Origin of the sequence: Psychromonas sp. SA13A, assembly GCF_011378715.1 — a bacterium.
Taxonomy (GTDB): Bacteria; Pseudomonadota; Gammaproteobacteria; order Enterobacterales; family Psychromonadaceae; genus Psychromonas.
Genome location: NZ_WTKU01000002.1, coordinates 224,135 through 245,398, shown reverse-complemented (window position 1 = coordinate 245,398; position 21,264 = coordinate 224,135). Strand labels below are relative to the sequence as shown.

17 protein-coding genes and 1 other RNA gene are annotated in these 21,264 nt (G+C 35.4%); 8 read left to right on the top strand and 10 right to left on the bottom strand.

All coding sequences use genetic code 11. The annotated features are described in order from the left end of the window. Positions 1–133: 133 nt before the first annotated feature. The 5 genes from GQR44_RS03700 to GQR44_RS03680 form a co-directional block, all read right to left on the bottom strand. Positions 134–1,105 (bottom strand): lauroyl-Kdo(2)-lipid IV(A) myristoyltransferase, encoded by a 972-nt coding sequence (locus GQR44_RS03700; protein ID WP_166369379.1) that lies wholly within the window; start codon positions 1,103–1,105, stop codon positions 134–136. 113 nt (positions 1,106–1,218) lie between these two features. Next, an RNA gene (ffs, locus tag GQR44_RS03695) (signal recognition particle sRNA small type) lies at positions 1,219–1,314 on the bottom strand. 471 nt (positions 1,315–1,785) lie between these two features. Continuing rightward, on the bottom strand, positions 1,786–3,135 hold the full coding sequence (pssA, locus tag GQR44_RS03690; protein ID WP_166369377.1) for a CDP-diacylglycerol--serine O-phosphatidyltransferase: 1,350 nt from the start codon (positions 3,133–3,135) through the stop codon (positions 1,786–1,788). A gap of 317 nt (positions 3,136–3,452) precedes the next feature. Continuing rightward, the gene (locus GQR44_RS03685) at positions 3,453–4,643 is read right to left on the bottom strand and encodes an amino acid aminotransferase (RefSeq protein WP_166369375.1); all 1,191 of its coding nucleotides are present in this window, start codon (positions 4,641–4,643) and stop codon (positions 3,453–3,455) included. Positions 4,644–4,727: 84 nt separating this feature from the next. Next, entirely contained in the window at positions 4,728–6,269 is a 1,542-nt protein-coding gene (locus GQR44_RS03680) for a fumarate hydratase (RefSeq protein ID WP_166369373.1), read from the bottom strand. 86 nt (positions 6,270–6,355) lie between these two features. Here GQR44_RS03680 and pabB point away from each other — a divergent pair, with 86 nt between their 5' ends. Further along, entirely contained in the window at positions 6,356–7,807 is a 1,452-nt protein-coding gene (pabB, locus tag GQR44_RS03675; RefSeq protein ID WP_346774319.1) for an aminodeoxychorismate synthase component I, read from the top strand. Between the two features lie 157 nt (positions 7,808–7,964). Here pabB and cysB read toward each other — a convergent pair whose 3' ends face one another. Next, complete coding sequence (cysB, locus tag GQR44_RS03670) at positions 7,965–8,933, bottom strand: HTH-type transcriptional regulator CysB (protein WP_028870139.1); 969 nt, start codon at positions 8,931–8,933, stop codon at positions 7,965–7,967. Positions 8,934–9,183: 250 nt separating this feature from the next. Here cysB and GQR44_RS03665 point away from each other — a divergent pair, with 250 nt between their 5' ends. The 6 genes from GQR44_RS03665 to sppA all read left to right on the top strand — a co-directional run bounded on the left by GQR44_RS03665 (position 9,184) and on the right by sppA (position 16,131). Beyond that, complete coding sequence (locus GQR44_RS03665) at positions 9,184–9,870, top strand: HAMP domain-containing sensor histidine kinase (RefSeq protein WP_166369369.1); 687 nt, start codon at positions 9,184–9,186, stop codon at positions 9,868–9,870. A 74-nt stretch (positions 9,871–9,944) separates the two neighbouring features. Then, positions 9,945–10,721, top strand: a complete 777-nt coding sequence (locus tag GQR44_RS03660; protein WP_166369367.1) for a DNA repair ATPase — start codon at positions 9,945–9,947, stop codon at positions 10,719–10,721. A gap of 217 nt (positions 10,722–10,938) precedes the next feature. Further along, entirely contained in the window at positions 10,939–11,328 is a 390-nt protein-coding gene (locus GQR44_RS03655) for a molecular chaperone DnaK (RefSeq protein WP_166369365.1), read from the top strand. A 75-nt stretch (positions 11,329–11,403) separates the two neighbouring features. Beyond that, entirely contained in the window at positions 11,404–13,101 is a 1,698-nt protein-coding gene (locus GQR44_RS03650; RefSeq protein WP_166369363.1) for an AAA family ATPase, read from the top strand. Between the two features lie 151 nt (positions 13,102–13,252). Beyond that, the gene (gene fabA / locus GQR44_RS03645) at positions 13,253–13,792 is read left to right on the top strand and encodes a bifunctional 3-hydroxydecanoyl-ACP dehydratase/trans-2-decenoyl-ACP isomerase (RefSeq protein WP_028870135.1); all 540 of its coding nucleotides are present in this window, start codon (positions 13,253–13,255) and stop codon (positions 13,790–13,792) included. Between the two features lie 476 nt (positions 13,793–14,268). Next, positions 14,269–16,131 (top strand): signal peptide peptidase SppA, encoded by a 1,863-nt coding sequence (gene sppA / locus GQR44_RS03640; protein ID WP_166369361.1) that lies wholly within the window; start codon positions 14,269–14,271, stop codon positions 16,129–16,131. A gap of 99 nt (positions 16,132–16,230) precedes the next feature. Here the strand turns inward: sppA and GQR44_RS03635 are convergent, their stop codons facing one another. Continuing rightward, complete coding sequence (locus tag GQR44_RS03635) at positions 16,231–17,196, bottom strand: Gfo/Idh/MocA family oxidoreductase (RefSeq protein WP_166369359.1); 966 nt, start codon at positions 17,194–17,196, stop codon at positions 16,231–16,233. Positions 17,197–17,262: 66 nt separating this feature from the next. On the opposite strand from GQR44_RS03635, the gene GQR44_RS03630 reads away from it, so the two are divergent. Next, on the top strand, positions 17,263–17,724 hold the full coding sequence (locus GQR44_RS03630) for a DUF2919 domain-containing protein (protein ID WP_166369357.1): 462 nt from the start codon (positions 17,263–17,265) through the stop codon (positions 17,722–17,724). A 111-nt stretch (positions 17,725–17,835) separates the two neighbouring features. Here GQR44_RS03630 and GQR44_RS03625 read toward each other — a convergent pair whose 3' ends face one another. The 3 genes from GQR44_RS03625 to nagZ form a co-directional block, all read right to left on the bottom strand. Then, entirely contained in the window at positions 17,836–19,122 is a 1,287-nt protein-coding gene (locus tag GQR44_RS03625) for an NAD(P)/FAD-dependent oxidoreductase (protein WP_205962951.1), read from the bottom strand. Between the two features lie 288 nt (positions 19,123–19,410). Next, positions 19,411–19,950, bottom strand: a complete 540-nt coding sequence (gene ycfP / locus GQR44_RS03620; protein WP_166369355.1) for an alpha/beta hydrolase YcfP — start codon at positions 19,948–19,950, stop codon at positions 19,411–19,413. A 263-nt stretch (positions 19,951–20,213) separates the two neighbouring features. Then, positions 20,214–21,233 carry a beta-N-acetylhexosaminidase gene (gene nagZ / locus GQR44_RS03615; protein WP_166369353.1) on the bottom strand — a complete coding sequence of 340 codons (1,020 nt, stop codon included), beginning with the start codon at positions 21,231–21,233 and terminating at the stop codon, positions 20,214–20,216. Positions 21,234–21,264: the final 31 nt, after the last annotated feature.

Below are 21,264 nucleotides of genomic sequence, written 5' to 3'. Positions count from 1 at the left end.
ATTATCTTAGATAGGGATAACAATGAAAGACAGTAAGCTGTCTTTCATTTTTTAAAACATGTGAAATAGTTTTTAAACATGTAGAATTTTATAAAATTTTAAAGAGAATAACTGGCATTAGTCTCTCCTAGCATTATCCTTGCTTATAAATTTTCAAGCCAACTTCAGGCCTTGTTTTAAAGAGTTTTAAAGTCCACATGTACTGCGCCCTATTTTCATTAACAACACGTTCAATGGCAGCATTCATTAGGTCAGTATCCTTTTGCTCGTCACCACTTGGAATGTCAGTTAATGGTGCATGACAGATCACATCCACTTTACCAGTTTTGGCGTTATAAGACGTATAGGTAGGGATCACGATAGCACGCCCTAGTTTCGCTAATCGACCGATAACTGGTAAGGTTGCTTTTTGTGTAGCAAAAAATGACGCAAAAAGACTGCTATCTCGACCATGATCTTCATCAGGCAAATAGTAGAAATGTGCTTTATCACGTAAGCTTTTAATACAAGGTTTCAAACCTTCACTACGGTGATACAAGGTGCCTTTATCATTAAGACGGCTAAAACGAGTTCTATAATTTGTAACAAACCAATCAAAAATAGGGTTTTTGTAATCATTAAACATGCTTGATAGAGGATAACCACGCGCAGAAATAGCGGCGACACCCGCAAAATCAAGACCATAACAATGCGGCGCTAAAAAGATGATCGCTTGCCCTGCTGCTTCCGCTTCTTTTACGTAATGTTCGCCGATAAAGTTAACACGTTTCTTTAGAAATGAAGGACTACGAAATGCAATTTCACCTAAGGCAAGTGTAATTTGAGCCACTGAGCGTAAATTTTCACGCATCAACAAATCTTTTTCAAGCTCACTGTATTCTGGAAAACATAAGCCAATATTTATAAAAGCTATCTTTTTACGTTTATTGAGAAATTTTGCGTTATAAAAGCGATCTGCCAACCATGCTGCAAATTTATCTCTAATACCAGTCGGAATAAAGCTAGCTATGAATAGTAGGCCTAACAAAATCCATGTTCCCCAATATTTTGGTAGAAAATGTTGTGCTTTAAGGGATGTATCAAATCGAGAATTATATTGGGTCATAATTAGACCTTAAGAGACTAAAGTTGAGTAGGAAGTGTATTATTATATGGATTTAAATGAGTGAGTTCAATTAACTGAGTTCTAACGTGCTATTGGAGTGATGTGGGTGGTAGACCTCCCAGCAAACTCTCGGCACTTGAATCACCTACTATGGCTGCTGCCTTCCGGCTCTGACCAGGTTAATAAGTTATCAATGCGAGAAACCAAGAGGCCTACCATTGTCACTGCATCAAGTCTTAACACTTGATGCGAGGAATTATACGTAAGCCAATTGATAATTCAATAGATAAATAACAGTTTTATGTTCAAACGATTAAATAGTCAGCAGTTTATTGAAAAATAAGTATTTTTATTAAATTAGAAGCACAAAATATGAGCATTAGCAGGATCAAACCACTCACTATGAATTTGTGTTGTGAATAAATAATTAAGGTAGCAATGATTTTTGGGGAATATGGATTAATTTTATGAGTATTGACTTGTTATGAAAATAACAATACTGCCAGTGTGTCCTAGTAAAATGGAGGGAATACGGCTAATAATTAGAATTGGAACAGTCAGCGAACTATCTAATTATTATATTCAGTTTAACTATTTCACTCAGTTTAATAATTTAGGGGAGCAAAAATTAAAACGTCATCACTGTTAGCTTAAACGACAACGTTTGATTAGGAAATATCTTAAATGATACCTTTGATTATCTTATCTGCTTTTAATCTTCTTAATCGAGAGATAAGTTGTTTAACTTTATCAGGGTAAGTATCAATATCATCAATACCTTTATAACTACCAATTTGTCGAGTATGTTCAAGAATATTACTCAACTCCTCATTCATTTGCCCTGCTAACTGTTGATTTGGATCATCTACTAACAGTCCATTTTCTAGGTCTAAGCGCCAAGCACGAGGGTTAAGATTATGCCCAGTCAATAATGAAAATCTATGATCAGAATAAATGCCTTTTAAATGAAAACTATTACTATCATGCTTCCATAAATGCAAATTAAGATGCCCTTGTAAAATAGAAGTATGATGTTTTTTTGCAAAGTTTCTTAAATTCACTTCATATAAAAAAGGTAAAGCACCAATTGTTTTAAATGGTTTATCTTCAGGGATATAGAAATCATTCGCGGTTTTATCGCCAACAACGATAGTAATATTTACTTTGCGTTTTAGTAATGCAGTTATATCGCGCGACAAAGCAGTAGGTAGATTAAAGTAGGGTGTAAACAACACTAACTCTTTCTCTGTAGAATGAAAAATGGCACGAATAACTTTGTTTAACAGATTTTTATTGGTCCCGATCCCTGTTAATGGCCGGATAGCTAAACCATCAGTGTAAACTGGGTCGAAACGGTATCCTGCTAACTTTAAATTGCGACTTAAATTTTTATGTTGTTTCTTAAAATCATTAAATTTTGGAACACTAGGCGCATTTAATTCAACCACGGCTTCACTGTTAATGATGACTTGCTGCAGGTAATCCACCATCGAATCAGCGAGAGCATGATCCTTAATCAACCAATAACGATCAAATCGGTATCGTTGTTGTTGATGAAGGTAGATATTATTAATACTGGCTCCACTATAAAAAACCATATCATCAAAAATAAAACCTTTTAAGTGTTGGACGCCAAATAATTCTTTTCTTTTTACTGGTAGGCCAATAATTTTAACACCGCGACCTTTTAGACTAGCAATCTGCTGATACCAGGTTGTATTTGTTTCTCCGCCCTTTACAGAACCAATCAAACCTCGTTGTGCACGATGAAAATCGATACAAACAGTGATATCCATTTCTGGATGGCGTATTTTTGCCGCATATAATGCATTCAATACTTCTGCACCAGCTTCGTCTGCTTCTAAATATAGAGCTGCGATATAGATCCGTTTGGTGGCTGTATTAATTTGATTAAATAACTCAGTTTTAAATGCAGTGGTAGTTAATAAGCATTTTACTTCGTCTGCAGATATTGGCAGCTTTTTCAATTTTTTTAAAAATGAAAGACTTTGATTTATTTTTTTACTCATAGATCTCTATTATGTCATATTCTCTTTATCTCGTGTAGCTAGATAAAGAGAATAAAAACAATATTTTGATTGCAATAATGTGCTGCTTTTTATCTTCTAGTGATCGATTCTATTGATGATAAATAAAACAACAGAAAAAATACAAAAAGGTATATCTGACAGCCAAAAGATCACTGTAACGATGAAATAAATAGATGCTCAATAGTGCTGATTGTAAAAAGCGAGTTCTTAGTTAACTGTTATGTGACGACAGCCCTAATTAAACTCGCTTTTAAATCTAGCTTTATTGTTGAATCACATCAATAAATCGTTATTAATTAGATAACTTTTGCTAATGCATCACACAATGGTTGCATGTTATTTTTGGTCATACCGGCTACTGAAATTCGGCCAGAACCAACAATGTAAACTGCAAACTCTTCTTTAAGTTGATTAACTTGCTCAACACTCAAACCAGAGAAAGAAAACATACCTAGTTGACGACTAATGAAACTAAAGTCTCCAGGGACACCTTTCTCTTTAAGCGTTGCTACAAATAAATCGCGCATTTCTTGAATACGGTTACGCATATCAGCAACTTCTTGTACCCATTGTTTATACAATTCTTTGTCGTTCAAAATTGTTGTCACAATAGCCGCACCATGACAAGGTGGGTTTGAGTAGTTAGAGCGTATACCTGATTTAACCTGGCTAAATGCAGCTTGTGCTATTTCACTGTCTTCTGCTACCAGTGTTATACCGCCAACACGTTCATTATATAAACCGAAGTTTTTAGAGAATGAATTAGCAATCAAAAGCTCTTTATTATATTGCGCAAATTTACGTAACCCCTGTGCATCTTCTTCAACGCCATTACCAAAACCTTGATAAGCAAAATCAAAGAATGGAATAGCACCTAGCTCAGCGATTAATTTAGCAAGGATATCCCACTGCTCTGGTGTTGGATCAATACCCGTAGGATTATGACAACAGCCATGGAATAATACCAACTCGCCGGGTTCAACAGATTGCAATGAAGCAATCATGGCATCAAAGTCTAGATCTTTTGTTTCCGGATCGTAATAATCATAAGTAACAACTTCTAATCCAGCAGTTTTAAACACGTTGCCGTGATTTGCCCATGTTGGATTACTTACCCAAATCTTTTTAATACCTAATTTGCTTACAGCAAAATCAGCACCGGTACGTAACGCGCCAGTACCACCAGGAACCTGTGCAGTACGAGCACGTTTAGAAGATATTATTTCAGCGCCTTGACCAAATAATAGTGTCTGAACAGCCTCACCATAAGCTGCTATTCCTTCAATGGTTAAGTAGCTTTTGGTGGTTTCTTCAGCAAGTAGACGTTTTTCAGCTTCTTTTACTGTCGCTAGAATTGGGGTTTGACCCATTTCATTTTTATAAATACCAACACCTAGATTGATTTTATGATCGCGTTCGTCTTTTTTGAATGCATCTGTTAAGCCTAAAATAGGATCTGCAGGCGCCATACTTACTTGTTCAAACATACTTATTCCTTTATTAGTAATGATAAGATCTATACGTTGATGCTTTTATACCATTACTACTTTTTCAATCAATCAATTTCATGACTATTCTGACATTTTGCTGTCTATTTCGGCAATTTTCGCTTTCCAAATAGCAGGGCCTTGCTCATGTACGTTATTTCCTTGACTATCAACAGCAACAGTTACAGGCATATCTTCAACATCAAATTCATAGATAGCCTCCATACCTAAGTCATCAAAAGCAACAACACGAGATTTTTTAATTGCTTTAGCCACTAGGTAAGCTGCACCGCCCACGGCCATCAAATAAACAGATTTATGCTTAGCAATTGAGTCCACCGTTTGTTGACCACGTTCAGATTTTCCAATCATGCCTAGTAAGCCCGTTTCTTCCAACATAAAGTCAGTAAACTTATCCATTCGAGTAGCGGTAGTTGGACCAGCAGGACCGACCACTTCATCACGTACTGCATCAACAGGCCCTACGTAATAAATAAAGCGACCTTTAAAATCAACCCCCTCTGGTAAGCCTTTACCACTGGTGATCAATTCTTGAATACGTTTATGTGCAGCATCACGACCAGTTAAGATTTTACCTGACAGCAATAATGTATCTCCACTCTTCCACTGGCTCATATCTTCTTTAGATAGACCATTAACGTTAACGCGTTTAACATTTTCGCCAACTTCTCGCGTAATTTCTGGCCATTGATCCAACGATGGTGGTGTTAATGTTGCTTCTCCTGAACCATCCAAAGTGAAATGTGCGTGTCTTGTGGCTGCACAATTAGGGATCATAACCACAGGTTTTGAAGCCGCATGAGTTGGACAACTTTTAATTTTAATATCAAGTACTGTAGTTAAACCGCCTAACCCTTGTGCACCAATACCAAGATTATTTACTCTTTTGAAAATTTCTAAACGTAACTTTTCATCGGTATCTAAAGATTCAGGGTCAGCTTTTGCCTTAGCCTGTAACTCAAAAATATCTACTGGTTCCATTAATGACTCTTTTGCCATAACAGCTGCTTTTTCTGCAGTACCACCAATACCTATGCCTAACATACCCGGTGGGCACCAACCTGCCCCCATGCTAGGAACTGTTTTTTCGATCCAGTCTTCAATAGAATCAGATGGATTCAGCATTGCCATCTTAGATTTATTTTCAGAGCCGCCGCCTTTAGCTGCAACCATGACTTCTACCTTATTTCCTTTGACCATTTCAACATGCACAACAGAAGGTGTGTTGTCTTTAGTATTTTTTCTTGCACCAGCAGGGTCTGCGACAATCGAAGCACGTAAAGGGTTGCTTTGGTCGTTGTAGGCTTGTCTTACGCCTTCATCTACTAACTCTTGTACAGTTAACTCAGTGTCAAAGGATACTTTCATGCCAATTTTAACAAACACGGTTACAATCCCCGTATCCTGACAAATCGGACGTTTTCCTTCAGCTGACATGCGAGAGTTGATAAGTATTTGTGCTATTGCATCTTTAGCCGCCGGATTTTGTTCTGCTTGATAAGCTTTATCCATGGCTTGGATAAAATCCAATGGGTGGTAATATGAAATAAATTGCAGTGAATTTTTAACGCTGTTAATAAAATCTTGCTCTTTAATGACTGTCATCAGTCGCTCCCAATAAATAGTAAACCGTTTTCAATAAAACAATGGTAATATTATTGGCCTTATCCGCCTAACTTTTTGTTATAAGAATGTTGCCTAAATACGAAAAAATGACTTATATATCAACTAATACACTCATAAAACCTCTATTTTTTTCTGAAAAGATAATCACTCTCATTAAGCAACAACTTTCTTGCTTAAACTGGTCTATGTTTTTGGAATCTGCTAGCCCTGAACATGTTGATAGTAATTGGTCTATTTTCACAGCAGATCCAATTGCCACACTCACCTCTTTAGAGAGTGATGCGATTTTTCATGACCGACTTACTGATACAACAAGCAATATGGGAAAAGATCCTTTAACTGCACAAAAAAAGATGCGTGAACAATTATTTCACCATGATGTCCAATCCGATTATCCATTCACAGGGGGCGTAATCGCCGCTTATCATTACGAGATGGGTGAAGTGTTTGAGTCACTGCATAAACAACAACAAAATTCTGGGTTGAACTTAGGCCCATTTCATTGTGGTTTTTATGACTGGGCAATTTTATATAACCTTAAACAGCAACAATATTTTTTAGTTCAGCAACGGACAACCAATCAAAATAAAACGGTCGAAAATCTTTGGCAATCTCGATATCATTGGCTTGAACTGCTTGCAGGAGAAAAATCAGGTGTTTTGAGCTCGGCAAGCACTTTCAATTTAAAAGAATCTTGGCAGTCTAACTATACAGAGCCTGAATACAGAGCTTCATTTAATAAAATACAAGATTATATTTTAAGTGGAGATTGCTACCAAGTTAATTTAGCTCAACGATTTCAAGCACCTTATCAAGGTAATGAATATCAGGCCTATCAGGCTTTGTTACTGGAAAATCAGGCCCCTTTTGCAGCCTTCATTCGTTTACCTGAACAAGTGATTATATCCTTATCACCTGAACGTTTTTTATTACTATCAGGTAAACAGATTCAAACCAAACCCATTAAGGGTACAACCCCACGGCATTTAGACCCTGAGCAGGATTCAATTAACAAGCAACGATTGTTGAATTCTGAAAAAGACCAGGCGGAAAACCTAATGATTGTGGATCTATTACGTAATGATATAGGTCGAGTTTGTAAGTCAGGTAGTGTTTCTGTGCCTAAATTATTTGATATTGAGAGTTTTCCCGCCGTGCATCATTTGGTGAGCACCGTCACAGGTCAATTAGATGCTCAATATCGTTGCGAAGATTTACTACGAGCATGTTTTCCAGGCGGTTCTATTACTGGAGCGCCTAAAATAAGATCGATGGAAATCATTTGTGAACTAGAAAAATTTCAACGTGAAATTTACTGTGGCAGCATTGCGTATATTAATGGTAATGGCGATATGGACAGCAGTATTACTATTCGAACTTTAGTGTGTAAGAACCAACAGATATATTGCTGGGCAGGCGGAGGTATTGTTGCAGATTCAAATGTTGAAAGTGAATATAAAGAGTGTTTCGATAAGGTCAGTAAAATTCTTCCCGTGCTAGCCAAACTCAATCACTAATTTATCTAGTTACAGAGGGTTTAATAGCAATCACACTAATTAACCTATTTTTTTGCTTGTTAAAATAACTTACTGAATATAATTGCTACAATATATAATAAAAGCCCATCATGGGCTTTTATTAGTTAATACTGTACTGCTAAATAATATTGCGAAACTAACGAGTGGGTAACTCGATATCTTCAAATAACTTATTTACTTCTGCGGTATATTTAAGTTGGATAGCTTTTTCAACTAAAGGTCTAGTTAGGTGTGGTGCGAATCGAACCATAAAATCATACATATAATCACGCAGGAACGACCCTTTCCTAAATCCGATACTAGTCAGGCTAGATTTAAAGATGTGGCTTGCGTCCAACACACAAAAATCATCATCCTCATTAATCGCCATAGTCGCGATCACGCCAACGCCGAGACCTAAACGGACATAGGTTTTAATCACATCTGCATCTGTTGCGGTAAAGACTACATCTGGTTTATAACCTGCTGCATTAAAGGCTTCATCTAATTCTGAACGCCCTGTGAAACCGAATATATAAGTAACGATAGGATGTTTTGCAATGTCGTCAATAGTTAAATGTTTGATATTAGCTAAAGGATGGTCTTTGGGGACAATTACAGAACGATTCCAATGATAACAAGGCAACATAATCAAATCTTGATACAAATGTAGTGCTTCCGTTGCGATTGCAAAATCTGTTTTACCCTTAACTACAGACTCACTGATCTGTGTCGGCGTGCCTTGATGCATGTGCAATGAAACTTTTGGATAACGCTTGATAAAACCTTTAATAACATCTGGTAACGCATAACGAGCTTGAGTATGCGTAGTAGCAATATTCAAGGTTCCCTGATCTGGCATAGTATATTGATTAGCCACCGCTTTAATACTCTCAACTTTGCCTAATATTTCAGTTGAATAGCGAATTATTTCTTTTCCTGCAGGAGTGACTTTAGTGAGATGCTTACCACTTCGCTCAAATATCTGAATGCCAAGTTCATCTTCCAACATACGTACTTGCTTACTGATACCTGGTTGAGAGGTAAAAAGGTTCTCAGCAGTCGCTGATACATTTAAGTTGTGATTCAATACTTCGACAATGTAACGTAATTGTTGTAATTTCATAATGTTATCAGCTTATCATTCAATGAATTAAAATTAGGGCTTATTCCATTTAATTCTATCAGAGTTCTAATATTTACAAAGTTATACTTTCCTATTTTGCATACCACCATATATTTACACTAAATATTGAATTCGCTGTTTCGTTTTGTTATTTATAACCGTTACTATAAAGATCCAAATATTAGTCAGCTTTTACGGCCCTAGTTCTGTAAAAATAGTTCTAATTAATAATGTAACGTGAGGTATGTCTATGGATAATAATGATCAGTTAGATTTCAGCACAATATTAGCGACTAGCATCCATGACATGAAAAATTCACTATTTATGTTAATGCAGTCAATAGAAGATTTAGATCTAGCAGATAATTTGACTGCACATCAACATCAAACTGTTGCTGATTTACATTATCAAACCTCTCGTGTTAACGGTACTTTAATGCAGTTATTAGCCTTATACAGGGATGAAAAAAAACAATTACCTATTTTTATTGAAGAGAATTCAGTTAATGATCTAATGAATGATATTGTTGAGCGTCATCGACTCTACTTTCAAAGTCGTCATATCGATGTATCGCTTAATATAGATAAAGATTTATTCGCTTATTTTGATTTAGATTTAATAAAATATCTGCTCTCAGACATTTTCATTAATGCGTTACGTCATACTAAAAGTTTAGTTGCTATAACCGTTGTTCAAACGCCACCATATCTCGTTTTTAAGGTCGAGGATGATGGTGATGGCTATCCGCAGCATATGTTGGATGTCAATCATGGGACATCAAATTCATTTAATGCCAATAAGGGTCGCAGTGGTTTAGGGCTTTTATTTGCAAAAAAAATAGCAGAACAGCATATAACAAATCAACATAAAGGTTATATTTCACTTGAAAATAAACCTAACAATCGCGGCAGTATATTTACCTTACATATACCTTAATAAGATAATCCCCATGATGGGGTGGTAATGTTCTATACTCTGCCTTTCAACGCATTTTTTATTTAAGAGTTTCTATGTTATATACAATAATTTTTGGTCTGATTGCTTTATTGCTTTTTGTTTTAATTGGTTACAACATAATTGAACAATATAAACAAAAAGCTGAAGCTGAAAAACGTATTACTATGAGTAAGCAACGGGCGATCATTACTGAGGTCGACGAACTCCTATTAAACGCAACCAAAATTCCATTCACTAAATCATTGCTATTAATAATGCAAAATAGAATTAGAAATGCGCTATTAACCATGGTAAATCTGTTTCCTAGCACCCCTGCTATTAGAGAGCACCTCACTAATACTGATTCGCAAATTAAACAAATTAGAGAAAACTATACTACACCCGATAGTAATAGTTTTAGAACACCAGAAGATAACAAAGAAGCGCTGGCGTTATTACAAGTCACTAAAAAGATACGTGCTGTGCTACGCTCAGAGCATGCAAAAGGTAAAATCAGTACTGATATATTTGTTGCAGAAGCACAACAAATTGAGATGATGCAGCTAAAAATAAACTTAGAAAATAGCATTAAACGTATTAACGAATCTAAAGCTGCACAGCAATTTGGCAGTGCGAATCAAATGATAAACAGAGTATTAAAAGCCATTGATTCTGTGCCCACCAAAGATAATTATCTGCAAAATAAAGAACAACAATTGAAACAATATGCAGAAGAAATACGATCCCATTTAGTTAAAACGAGCAATGAAGAGTTACAAGCAATACAGAAGAAAGAATCCGAAAATAAAAATGATTTAGATGCTTTATTTGCTGAAAGGAAAAAATGGTAGTCACAGCACTTTAGCTGTTATTTAAAATGAGCCTAAAAATCAAAATAGACATGATCTAAAATTGTATGCCTCTTAAACAGATACATTGCACTTCATATTGATTAGTTAATATGTCAAAAAATAGTACTAAAAAAGATGTTCAATTTGATATAAATCAATAACTTTTAAATAATCTTACTTATTATAAGGGTACATAATAATGAGTAAGGCAATTGCTATGCAAGAAATTACAACTGAGCAGCAACATATTTTACAGCAGCACCTATTGTCTGAGTTTGCGGTGTTAAAAGAGAAAGTGAAAGCAAGATTAGCTACTTCATCAAAGTCATACCTTAATGACTTAGTTCCACAGGTAGATAATATGAATGCAGATACTTTGATAGATAGCTTAGTACACAGCGAAAGTCATTCACTTAACCTCTACAAAAAACAAATAAAAAGCATAGATGCAGCCCTGCAAGGTATGGAATTAGGGTTATATGGTTTATGTTCTGATTGCGAAACAGAATTAGACATTGATGCCCTCCTTGAATGTCCAACCAAACAGCGTTGTGATAGTTGCGAAACTAAATACCAACAACAAAAGGTAAAGGGTTTTAAACTATAAGCACATTTTATTGTTAACTTTATTAGGAGGGATGTGATAAATTGCCCTCCTTTAACGTTAACTAGAGCATACATTTTGACCAAAACTATTTCGCCTTTAACTTCAAGCAATGCCTCTAGCAAGAATGATCAGATTAGTGAGCAAATATCTCCCCTGACGGCACAGCAATGTACAACACATTTTGAAGCCTACCTTAAACAGTATAAAGAAATTGAAAAGGATGAATTAGCAGAGCTCTTTCCCGACGCTGTTTCTATTGTTTCGCACTATTTAAAGTTGCCTACACCACTGTTATTAATTAATAGTCGTCACTGGTTAAGTGCAGAGCAACTGCTTAAACAGGTGATCCCTTATACATACCCTACTCAGTATCTTTTAAGTTTTAATCAAGAGACATTATTTGGACGCATATCATTAATGAATGATGGCGAGTTAAATTTTGCAGATGGACAGTTGAAAAAATCTAATGGAGGGTTACTAGTTCTTAACATTAGTCCTTTATTAGTTGACCCTGGCCTATGGTTTAAACTTAAGTCGGTATTACAACGTCAACATTTACTCGCGAGTGATGCCGTTAATGCTGAAAGAATAAAACAAGTATTACCTGATTTATCAACTCAACTTATTACGACCAAAATCATTTTAGTCGCCAGTCGCTTACAGCTTGAAGAGTTAATTCAAATCGATCCTGAATATACACAAGTGTCTTCATTATTTTGTGAATTAGCAAACCAAGTACCAGTGTCTCAAAAATCTGTCAATGCGATTGTGAGTTATTGTCATAATTTAACTCAGCAATTAGGTTTAAAATCACTACAGGATGAAGCGTTAGCGACGTTATTAAATTTTTTGTCGATTCAATGTGAACATCAAAAACAATTGCTATTTTCACCTGAATTATTCAAACAAGTATTGCAATATGCAAACTTATTCACTGACAATAAACAAATTACTAAACTTGATTTGATTGCTTATTTCGAAGAGATAGATCAAGCCCAGTCTTTAGCTAGGAAGTACAGTGAACAATCCTTACTTGAAGGACAAGTAAACTTGCAGTTATCGGGTGAAAATATTGGACAAATTAATGGCTTAGCAGTTGTTGAGCTATTAGGTTATCCCTGTGAATTTGGTGAAGTATTTAGAATATCTGCCAGTGATATGATTGGCGATGGAGAAATTATAGATGTTGAACGTAAAGTTGAACTTGCGGGTAATATCCATGCAAAAAGTACCTTAATCGTACAGGGTTATTTAAATCATTTCTTTAGCCATATCAGCGCATTCCCATATTCTTGTAATTTAGTTTTTGAACAATCTTATCAAGAAAGTGATGGAGATAGCGCTTCATTAGCTATATTGCTAGCTGTTAGCTCCTGCTATGCACAATTTCCAGTGAAGCAAAATATCTTTGTAACAGGGTCATTAGACCAACATGGTAACGTACTCGCCATTGGTGGTATCAATCAAAAAATAGAAGCTGTTGCGCGTTTATTTGAATTGGGTTTGTTAGATGATCCTATTTCAATCGTAATGCCAAAGGCTAACCAAATAAATTTAACACTTAATTTAAATACTTTAGCATTAGTGGAATCAGGTAAAATAAATATTCATTCAGTTTCACATTGCCATCAGGCTTTTCCTTTATTATTAGGAAAATCCTTTGAGCAAGTAATTAAAGCAATTAATACAAGAATTGAGATCACTGCTAAAGAAGAGATGGAAGAAACATCAGCTGGCTTGTTTTCTAGGCTAAAAGACTCTATCTTTCATTAGTAGAATAAAAAAACAAAATACAATCAAGGACTTTGATTATTCTTGATTGTTTTTACTAGCTCATATACAGTATGGCGCTCATTATTTCGTGGTATTAAGTTAATTTCCTCTTTAATACCTCACCTTATCAATTATCTTAAGAAAAGTGATTATGACTAAAATCGTATCCCAAAAAGAGTTGGGTAAAAACTCTTACAACAAAGAAGAACTTATTAAATGTGGTCAAGGTGAGCTATTTGGTGAAGGCAACTGTCAACTACCTGTTGATAACATGCTCATGCTGGATCGCATTATTTCTATTACTTCCGATGGCGGAGAGCATGGTAAAGGTGAATTAATTGCTGAATTAGATATTGATAAAGCTTTATGGTTTTTTCAATGTCACTTCCCTAATGACCCTGTTATGCCTGGCTGTTTAGGACTTGATGCAATGTGGCAACTAGTTGGCTTCTTCTTAGGTTGGAGCGGAGGTCCGGGTAAAGGACGTGCATTAGGTGTAGGCAACGTAAAATTCACAGGCCAAGTATTACCTACCGCGAAGAAAGTAACCTACCGCATCACAATGAAACGTTTAATTATGCGTAAACTTGTAATGGGTATTGCTGACGGTGTTGTAGAAGTAGATGGAAAAGTTATCTATACAGCAGAAGACCTAAAAGTAGGTTTATTTGTTGATACTTCAAGTTTCTAATACTAACTAATTTAAGTACACTTAAATTGGCCAAGCATTAATTAGCGAAGAAACTTTAGCTAAAAAAGCACTAATTATTCAAATAATTGGTGCTTTTTTATAGTTACTATTAGTTCCTATCTGTGTTTATATCAATTTCATTAAGTGTATGGACAATTATTAACAAAGAAAAATCCATTAATTTAATATAGAAATTACGTCAAACAGCTTGTCCCCTTTGTAAAACTTATAACGCACAAACGGTGAATTTTAAGCAACAACAATGATCAGCTATTAGGCAGAATTATTTACAGGGCCGCATAAGCACCAAACCATTTACCAAAAGTTATCTAACATCTTACCTTTATTGCACTTTTAACTTAAAAAACGTTTATTATAACTACCTTATAAGAGCAATATCAGTGTGACCTAATTTACTATCACTCACCTTTTTCTCTCAATTCACATTAATCATCACTGCATTTGAAGGATCAGCTATGGCTTTTATATTTCGCTTTATTAACCAGCTTTTTAGAAAATTATTTAAACTGATTAATTACCTCCGTTTAATCATACTTAATACCATCTTTATTTTTATCGTTTTGTTAATTGTTGTTTCATTCAACGATACAGAAGAAAAAATCTATGTTGCCGATAACTCTTATCTGCAAATAAACTTGAATGGTTATATCGTGGAGCAAAAACAACCTGCAGATCTTTCTCAAAAAATAACCGATCAACTAACCGGTACTGAACAAGAGCAGGTACAAGAATTCGAAACACAAACACTAATTAATACAATTCAACATGCACAACGAGATGAAAAAATTACTGGTCTAGTGTTAGAGCTTAGCGGATTAATATCAGGTAGTTTAGATCAACTTTCGGATGTTGGTGAAGCAATCAATGAGTTCAAGAAGTCAGGTAAGCCAGTTTACGCTTATGCAGATAATTATAGCCAAACGCAATACTATCTTGCCGCCTATGCAGACCATATAACGCTTGCTCCCAATGGATTAGTGATCTTACAAGGTTATGCCGTTAATCGTTTATATTTTAAAGACTTACTAGATGAACTATTAATCACACCGCATATTTTCAAAGTCGGTACTTATAAATCTTTTGTTGAACCTTTTACTGAAACAAAAATGTCTCAATTCAGTAAAGATGCAAACAAACATTGGTTGGATCAATTGTGGCAGGGTTATATCGACCATGTGCTAGTACAAAGAAATAATATTGACTCTTTAACTACACAATCCATCAACCCAACTTTATTTCAGCTTAAACAACAATTACAAGCAGTCTCTGGCGACGGCGCACAGTACGCAATTAGTGTAGGTTTAGTAGATGAACTTGCCTATCATGAGCAGTTTATTGCTAATTTACCGATTAAAGCAGATATGGAGAATAAACCACTAAATCGAATTAGTTATAACCGCTACGCGTCAACCTTACCTCCAGTTTATACATTTACCGGTAGCAGCAATCAGATTGCTGTTATTCATGGTTCTGGAGAAATAGTTTCAGGCAATAGCGATGCAACATCGATTGCAGATAAAAGCTTTAATGCATTATTGAAGCAAGCCCGCTTAAATAAACAGATAAAGGCCGTTGTTATTCGACTGGACACACCCGGAGGCAGTGCAACCGCTTCAGAGTTGATACGTCAGCAGATACTGGCATTAAAAGAACAGGGAAAAAGTGTTGTTGTATCAATGGGGTCAGTAACCGCTTCAGGTGGTTATTGGATAGCCTCTGCGGCTGATAAAATAATTGCCTCCCCGACCACCTTAACGGGCTCTATCGGTATATTTGGTATGTTTGCCACTATTGATAAAACTTTAAATAAAATAGGTATTCATCAAGATGGTGTATCGACCAGTCCATTAGCTAACGTTGGTATAACTCAACCTCTTAACCCTCAACTTGCTGAAATTTTTCAGATAGGCATCGAGCACGGCTATCAAAACTTTTTAGAAGTGGTGGCTGAAGGACGAGATATGACAGTGCAGGAAGTAGATAAAGTCGCTCAAGGTCGAGTATGGACAGGCGTTGACGCATTGAAACTGGGTTTAGTTGATGAATTGGGAAATTTACAAACTGCGATCAACTCAGCAGCACAATTAGCGTCATTAAGTGAATATGATATTGTATCAATCCAACCTGAAATATCACCAAAGCAGCTATTCATCAATAAATTGCTATCGCAATCTATTAGCTTTTTACCGTCAGCGATCATGCAATCTTCGCCTTTAATTGAAGCTTTGCTTAGTTTAGAGAAACAAAGCAACTTCATTACACGCTTAAATGATCCAAAGAACCATTTTATTTACTGTACCCAATGTAATATAGATTAAACGTAAAATAAAACATGCTTAAACTTGTCTCATCACCACTTATTGAAGTAATGGTGAGGCAAACTTTTTAACTCCACAGTCAGTCAAAATTGTTAAGGCTTATTTGTGCAGCGATAAATTGCTTACCAGCTTTAATACTTGATCACAAATTTGGTGCGTGATCAAAATGTCCTCAGCAATACTTTTATTAAACAAACCAATCTGTAGTTGCTGTAACCAATCTTCAATTAATGAAACGAAACCTCGCTTATATAAAGTTTGCTCCCAATCATTAAACGATAAACGTTTGAATTGTTGTTGTTGATAAACCTCACCTTCATTCAAGTTGTCAACCTGCCAACTACTATCTTTAATGGTTGCCGATATTCTTTCTTGATTGATTCCAGCGATACGGTTCATATTGGCATTCACAATTGAAAATTGGCTCTGCCACGATACTTGTAGATTTGCTAATGAATCGGATTCAAATTGAGCCATTACATTTATATTTTTGGGATGAAAATTAGACTCACCTTCTAAGTAACGCACAGTATCAATAACATGTATAAAGTCGTCAAAAATAAAAGTTTCAGCTGCAGCAGACAAATTAAATCTATTTTTTTGTACTGTGATATCTTTATTTGCAGTAACATTTTCACTTAATGATGATTTAATTTTCTGCACCAGTGGGGAGAAACGACGATTAAATCCCACAAAGATTAAAACATTATATTGCTCTGCTAATTGTATTAATAAATTAACTTGCTGAATGTTATCGCTTAAAGGTTTATCTACATAGACTGCAATATTATGCTCAATAGCAAGCTTTGCGAGATGATAATGAGCAGATGTTGCGGCGTGGATCATTATCGCATCAGGTTTGCTTTTAAGTAACATCTGATAATCATCAAACACTTCTTCAATTCGATATTTATCTGCTAATAATGACAATGTGTTAATATTTCTAGAACAAAGTACGGGCGTTATTAGTGGATGATGCGCAATGATCGGCAAGTATGCTTTTTGAGCAATATCACCTAGCCCGACCATCGCAATGCGTTTTTTAATTAGATTATTTTCGCTCATTAACAATTCCTATTAGTATTCACCAGCACTTTCAATAATAATGAGATAAAAATTATTGAGTCAGCTATGAAAAAACGTTTATATGCATTACATCATTATACAGAATCCGGTGATTTAAAGGCGCCTCCCATACTGTTATTTATTTTGTTATTCCTTTCTAGGACATGGGTATTATTAATTATCTCTGTCGCTTCACAACAAACAGGTAATACACTACTCCAAATTTTTTATCCTGAAAAAAGTCATTTCTATTTAGGCTTATCAGTCGGCGTACTCCCAGTACTTATTTTTGTTATTTCAGGACGTCGTCACGCACAGGACAAATGGGCAATACGTTGTTGGCCTTGGTGTTTCTTTCTTATTTTATTAACCACTTTCAGTGATTTAGCATTGCAGTTATATTATTTATATATGATGCATTTTACCTATTCAGTCACTGCATCTTTACAAATAGTGTTGGTTACCTGGAGTTGTTTATATCTGTTCAAAAGTAAACAACTAAGAGATTGCTTTAACATTACAAATTAAAAAGGCATGAACAAAAATGCCTCAACAAAGTGAGGCATTTTATTATTTTGAAAGCGTTAAAAATAAATAAGTCGCATTAGCAATAAATAATGAAACTTTAAGAGTTTAGATTTAATGTAACTTTAAGCGTGGACGTAAAACACGGTTAATACGTTCAACTAAAGTCATTAAGCCAGTTCGAATATAACCATGTAATGCAACTTGGTGCATACGATATAAGGAAATATAGACAACACGAGCTAAACGCCCTTCTATCATCATAGAACCTTTCATTAAATTCCCCATTAAACTACCCACTGTACTGTAGTTACTTAATGAAACTAATGAACCGTAATCAGTATATTTATAATCAACTAATGGTTTATTATTCAATGTAGCTAAAATATTTTTACCCACTAACGATGCCATTTGATGAGCAGATTGGGCACGAGGAGGAACAAAGCCACCACTTGGTAATGCACAACTTGCACAGTCACCAATCGCATAGATATCTTTATCTAAGGTAGTTTGCAATGTTTGTTTAACTATTAACTGGTTAATTCTATTGGTTTCTAAACCTGCCAATGATTTCATGTAATCAGGTGCTTTAATGCCTGCCGCCCATACGATCAGATCTGCTTTGATCAACTCACCAGATTTAGTTAACAACCCTTCAGAGTTTGCTTCAGTAACCATAGTATTAATACGTACATCTACACCTAGTTTTAGTAACTCTTGATGTGCTGATGCTGAAATACGTTTAGGTAAGGCAGGTAAAATACTATCACCCGCTTCTATTAAGCTAACATGTAAATCTGCACTTTTAATATGTGAGAACCCATAGCTAGAAACTTGTTTAAGTGAATTATATAGTTCCGCAGATAGCTCTACACCCGTTGCGCCAGCACCGATAATTGAAACATTTACAGATTTTGTTTCTTGAACTCCTAACTGTAGGTATTTGTTTAACATGCGATGATGGAATTTTTTGGCTTGTTGTGGACTGTCTAAGAAAATGCAATGTTCACGCACTCCTTTAGTATTAAAATCATTACTGACACTACCTAACGCCATCACTAAAATATCATACTCAACTTCACTAGCTGGTAATATCATAGTGCCTTCTTCATCTATCAAAGGGTCAATTGAAATAGTTTTTTTAACGCGGTCAAGATTACGCATTGCGCCAAGTTTGAAGTTAAAATGATGGTTAGTTGCGTGAGCACGGTAACTTACCGCATCAATACCGTCATCTAATGATCCGGCTGCAACTTCATGTAAAAGAGGTTTCCACAGGTGAGTACTATTTTTATCCACTAGCGTGATATGCGCTTTTTGTTTACGCCCTAATTTATTGCCTAATTTAGTTGCTAACTCTAACCCGCCAGCACCACCACCAACTATTACTATTTTCTTCATAACCACCTCAATAATTTAATTTTTTTACGAAAAACAACTTATTTTGTGACAAAAAGTATTCTTTTGTAAAAAAACTGACCTAGATCTTATTATTAAGAATTTAAGGTTATAAAAAAAGGCGACTCAAGTCACCTTATTTTATAGTTTGATTGTCAATAATGTTACTTGAAAGCTATTTTAGCTGGGAAAAGTAAAATTATTACCGTAAAAAGTGATTAACGCCTGCGAATGTTATACTTATTGAGTAGATAAATCCTGTGCAAAATATCTACATATACCGATTATATATCAATCATCTTTGAATTTTTTAATTGTCTGAAGGTGAGCTGCAATATCAGAAAATTTATGACTTTGTTTATCATCAACAATAATAGGGTAATAATTCGATAACTCATAATCACCAATTTGGGTGTTTCTGACCAAATCCGTTGCAGATAAAATGCATAAACAATTAGGTTTATTTTGCTCTCTAAAGTCACTAGCACATTTAGTTGCGATATCTAAATATTCTTCAGGCCATTCAATACGACCAACCATATTATCTTCAGGGTGCAAATTAGGATTAAAAATAACTTGTTTAATACCACATAAAAAGCCTATACGTTCACTCCAATATCCACCTAAGCCTACACCACAAATCAGTGGAGATTTGTCATCACTATCTTGCACATGTTGATGTACCTCTTTGAGGATGTGGCTCATATCATGCTTAGGGTGAATAGTACTGTAATGAACAAAACGAACATCTTGATCAATGAATTTTAATTGCATCACTTTCTCGTGATTACCAGGGCTCGTCGCATCAAAACCGTGTAAATATATGATCATTTTTAAATTCCGCCTTTATTATTCTTAACTGTTATTTAGCGATCTGTCTTTTGAGTCTATAAAGCTTGCTAACGTTATTTTATTTTTTAAAAATTAGTGAGCAAGTCTTATTGTGATATTAGTAGTATAACTAAATCTCATTGCTAGTGCCTAAATTAAAAAATGCTCTCAAAACCGGCACACAAACTAGCTTAATCTAGTCTAAGTAAATTGTTTCAGAGTGCAAGCCTTGCTTAATACTAATTAGACTCGCTTAGCAGTATTTAACTTTGATCAGAAAATTCAAGTAGTAAGCGCTTATTTTTCAACCAAATTTGGTTCTTTTGTAAGGGCAATTTAAGTTTGTTTTTTTGTGCAAGTAGCGACAGAATTAGTGATTCATTATTTCTATCATCAGTTAATGTTAATCCGTCTAAAATTTGCATCGCGGCAGGTGTGTCATTACACGCTAAAATAAGATCGCAACCAGCATTGATAGCACTTTTAGCTCTTGAAAGGTGATCACCTACAAAACTAGCACCATGCATTGAAATATCATCACTAATTATTGCGCCTTTAAAGCCTAATTGCTGCTTAAGGATTTTCTGCAGCCAATACTCAGAAAATCCACAGGGTAAATCATCGCATTGAGAATAGACAACATGTGAAGGCATGACCGCATCTAACTGACCGGCTTTAATCAACTCGATGAAGGGTTGCATATCATTGTTAAATATTTCCGACTCACTGCGTTTATCAACGGGCAATGCAATATGAGAGTCTGCTTTAACACTACCATGGCCAGGAAAATGCTTACCTGTACTCGCCATACCCGCTTCTCTCATTCCATCAATATAAGCACTTGCTATTAAACTAACTTGATCATGGTGTTGGCTAAAGCTACGTTCTCTAATAACATCAGAAATTCCGTTAATATCCAACACAGGTGCAAAGCTTAAATCAATATCACAGGCTAGTAATTCACTGGCCATCACAAAAGCACTGGCTTTTGCTAATTTCACAGCTACTTGTAAATCATCAGATTGCGTTAATAAGTCTCCACATGCAGGTAACGATGTAAACCCTTCTCGGAAACGTTGCACTCGCCCACCTTCATGGTCTACAGCAATGATAATCTGGCGTTTTGCATAAAAGCGGATTTGCTGCACTAGTTCTTTTAATTGCACAATGTTGTCAAAATTACGGGTAAACAAAATCACCCCCGCCACTAAGGGATGAGCTAAATATTCTTGTTCTGAAGGTGTTAAAGAGACCCCTTCCACATCCAAAATAATTGGTCGCATACTATTTATTCCAATTTAAAAAAAAACCAGC

What these genes read in the sequence shown, in the direction of transcription:
- GQR44_RS03700 (WP_166369379.1), bottom strand. Translation starts at nt 1,105, where the DNA reads ATGACCCAATATAATTCTCGATTTGATACATCCCTTAAAGCACAACAT.
- pssA (WP_166369377.1), bottom strand. Translation starts at nt 3,135, where the DNA reads ATGAGTAAAAAAATAAATCAAAGTCTTTCATTTTTAAAAAAATTGAAA.
- GQR44_RS03685 (WP_166369375.1), bottom strand. Translation starts at nt 4,643, where the DNA reads ATGTTTGAACAAGTAAGTATGGCGCCTGCAGATCCTATTTTAGGCTTA.
- GQR44_RS03680 (WP_166369373.1), bottom strand. Translation starts at nt 6,269, where the DNA reads ATGACAGTCATTAAAGAGCAAGATTTTATTAACAGCGTTAAAAATTCA.
- pabB (WP_346774319.1), top strand. Translation starts at nt 6,356, where the DNA reads ATGTTGCCTAAATACGAAAAAATGACTTATATATCAACTAATACACTC.
- cysB (WP_028870139.1), bottom strand. Translation starts at nt 8,933, where the DNA reads ATGAAATTACAACAATTACGTTACATTGTCGAAGTATTGAATCACAAC.
- GQR44_RS03665 (WP_166369369.1), top strand. Translation starts at nt 9,184, where the DNA reads ATGGATAATAATGATCAGTTAGATTTCAGCACAATATTAGCGACTAGC.
- GQR44_RS03660 (WP_166369367.1), top strand. Translation starts at nt 9,945, where the DNA reads ATGTTATATACAATAATTTTTGGTCTGATTGCTTTATTGCTTTTTGTT.
- GQR44_RS03655 (WP_166369365.1), top strand. Translation starts at nt 10,939, where the DNA reads ATGCAAGAAATTACAACTGAGCAGCAACATATTTTACAGCAGCACCTA.
- fabA (WP_028870135.1), top strand. Translation starts at nt 13,253, where the DNA reads ATGACTAAAATCGTATCCCAAAAAGAGTTGGGTAAAAACTCTTACAAC.
- sppA (WP_166369361.1), top strand. Translation starts at nt 14,269, where the DNA reads ATGGCTTTTATATTTCGCTTTATTAACCAGCTTTTTAGAAAATTATTT.
- GQR44_RS03635 (WP_166369359.1), bottom strand. Translation starts at nt 17,196, where the DNA reads ATGAGCGAAAATAATCTAATTAAAAAACGCATTGCGATGGTCGGGCTA.
- GQR44_RS03630 (WP_166369357.1), top strand. Translation starts at nt 17,263, where the DNA reads ATGAAAAAACGTTTATATGCATTACATCATTATACAGAATCCGGTGAT.
- GQR44_RS03625 (WP_205962951.1), bottom strand. Translation starts at nt 19,122, where the DNA reads ATGAAGAAAATAGTAATAGTTGGTGGTGGTGCTGGCGGGTTAGAGTTA.
- ycfP (WP_166369355.1), bottom strand. Translation starts at nt 19,950, where the DNA reads ATGATCATATATTTACACGGTTTTGATGCGACGAGCCCTGGTAATCAC.
- nagZ (WP_166369353.1), bottom strand. Translation starts at nt 21,233, where the DNA reads ATGCGACCAATTATTTTGGATGTGGAAGGGGTCTCTTTAACACCTTCA.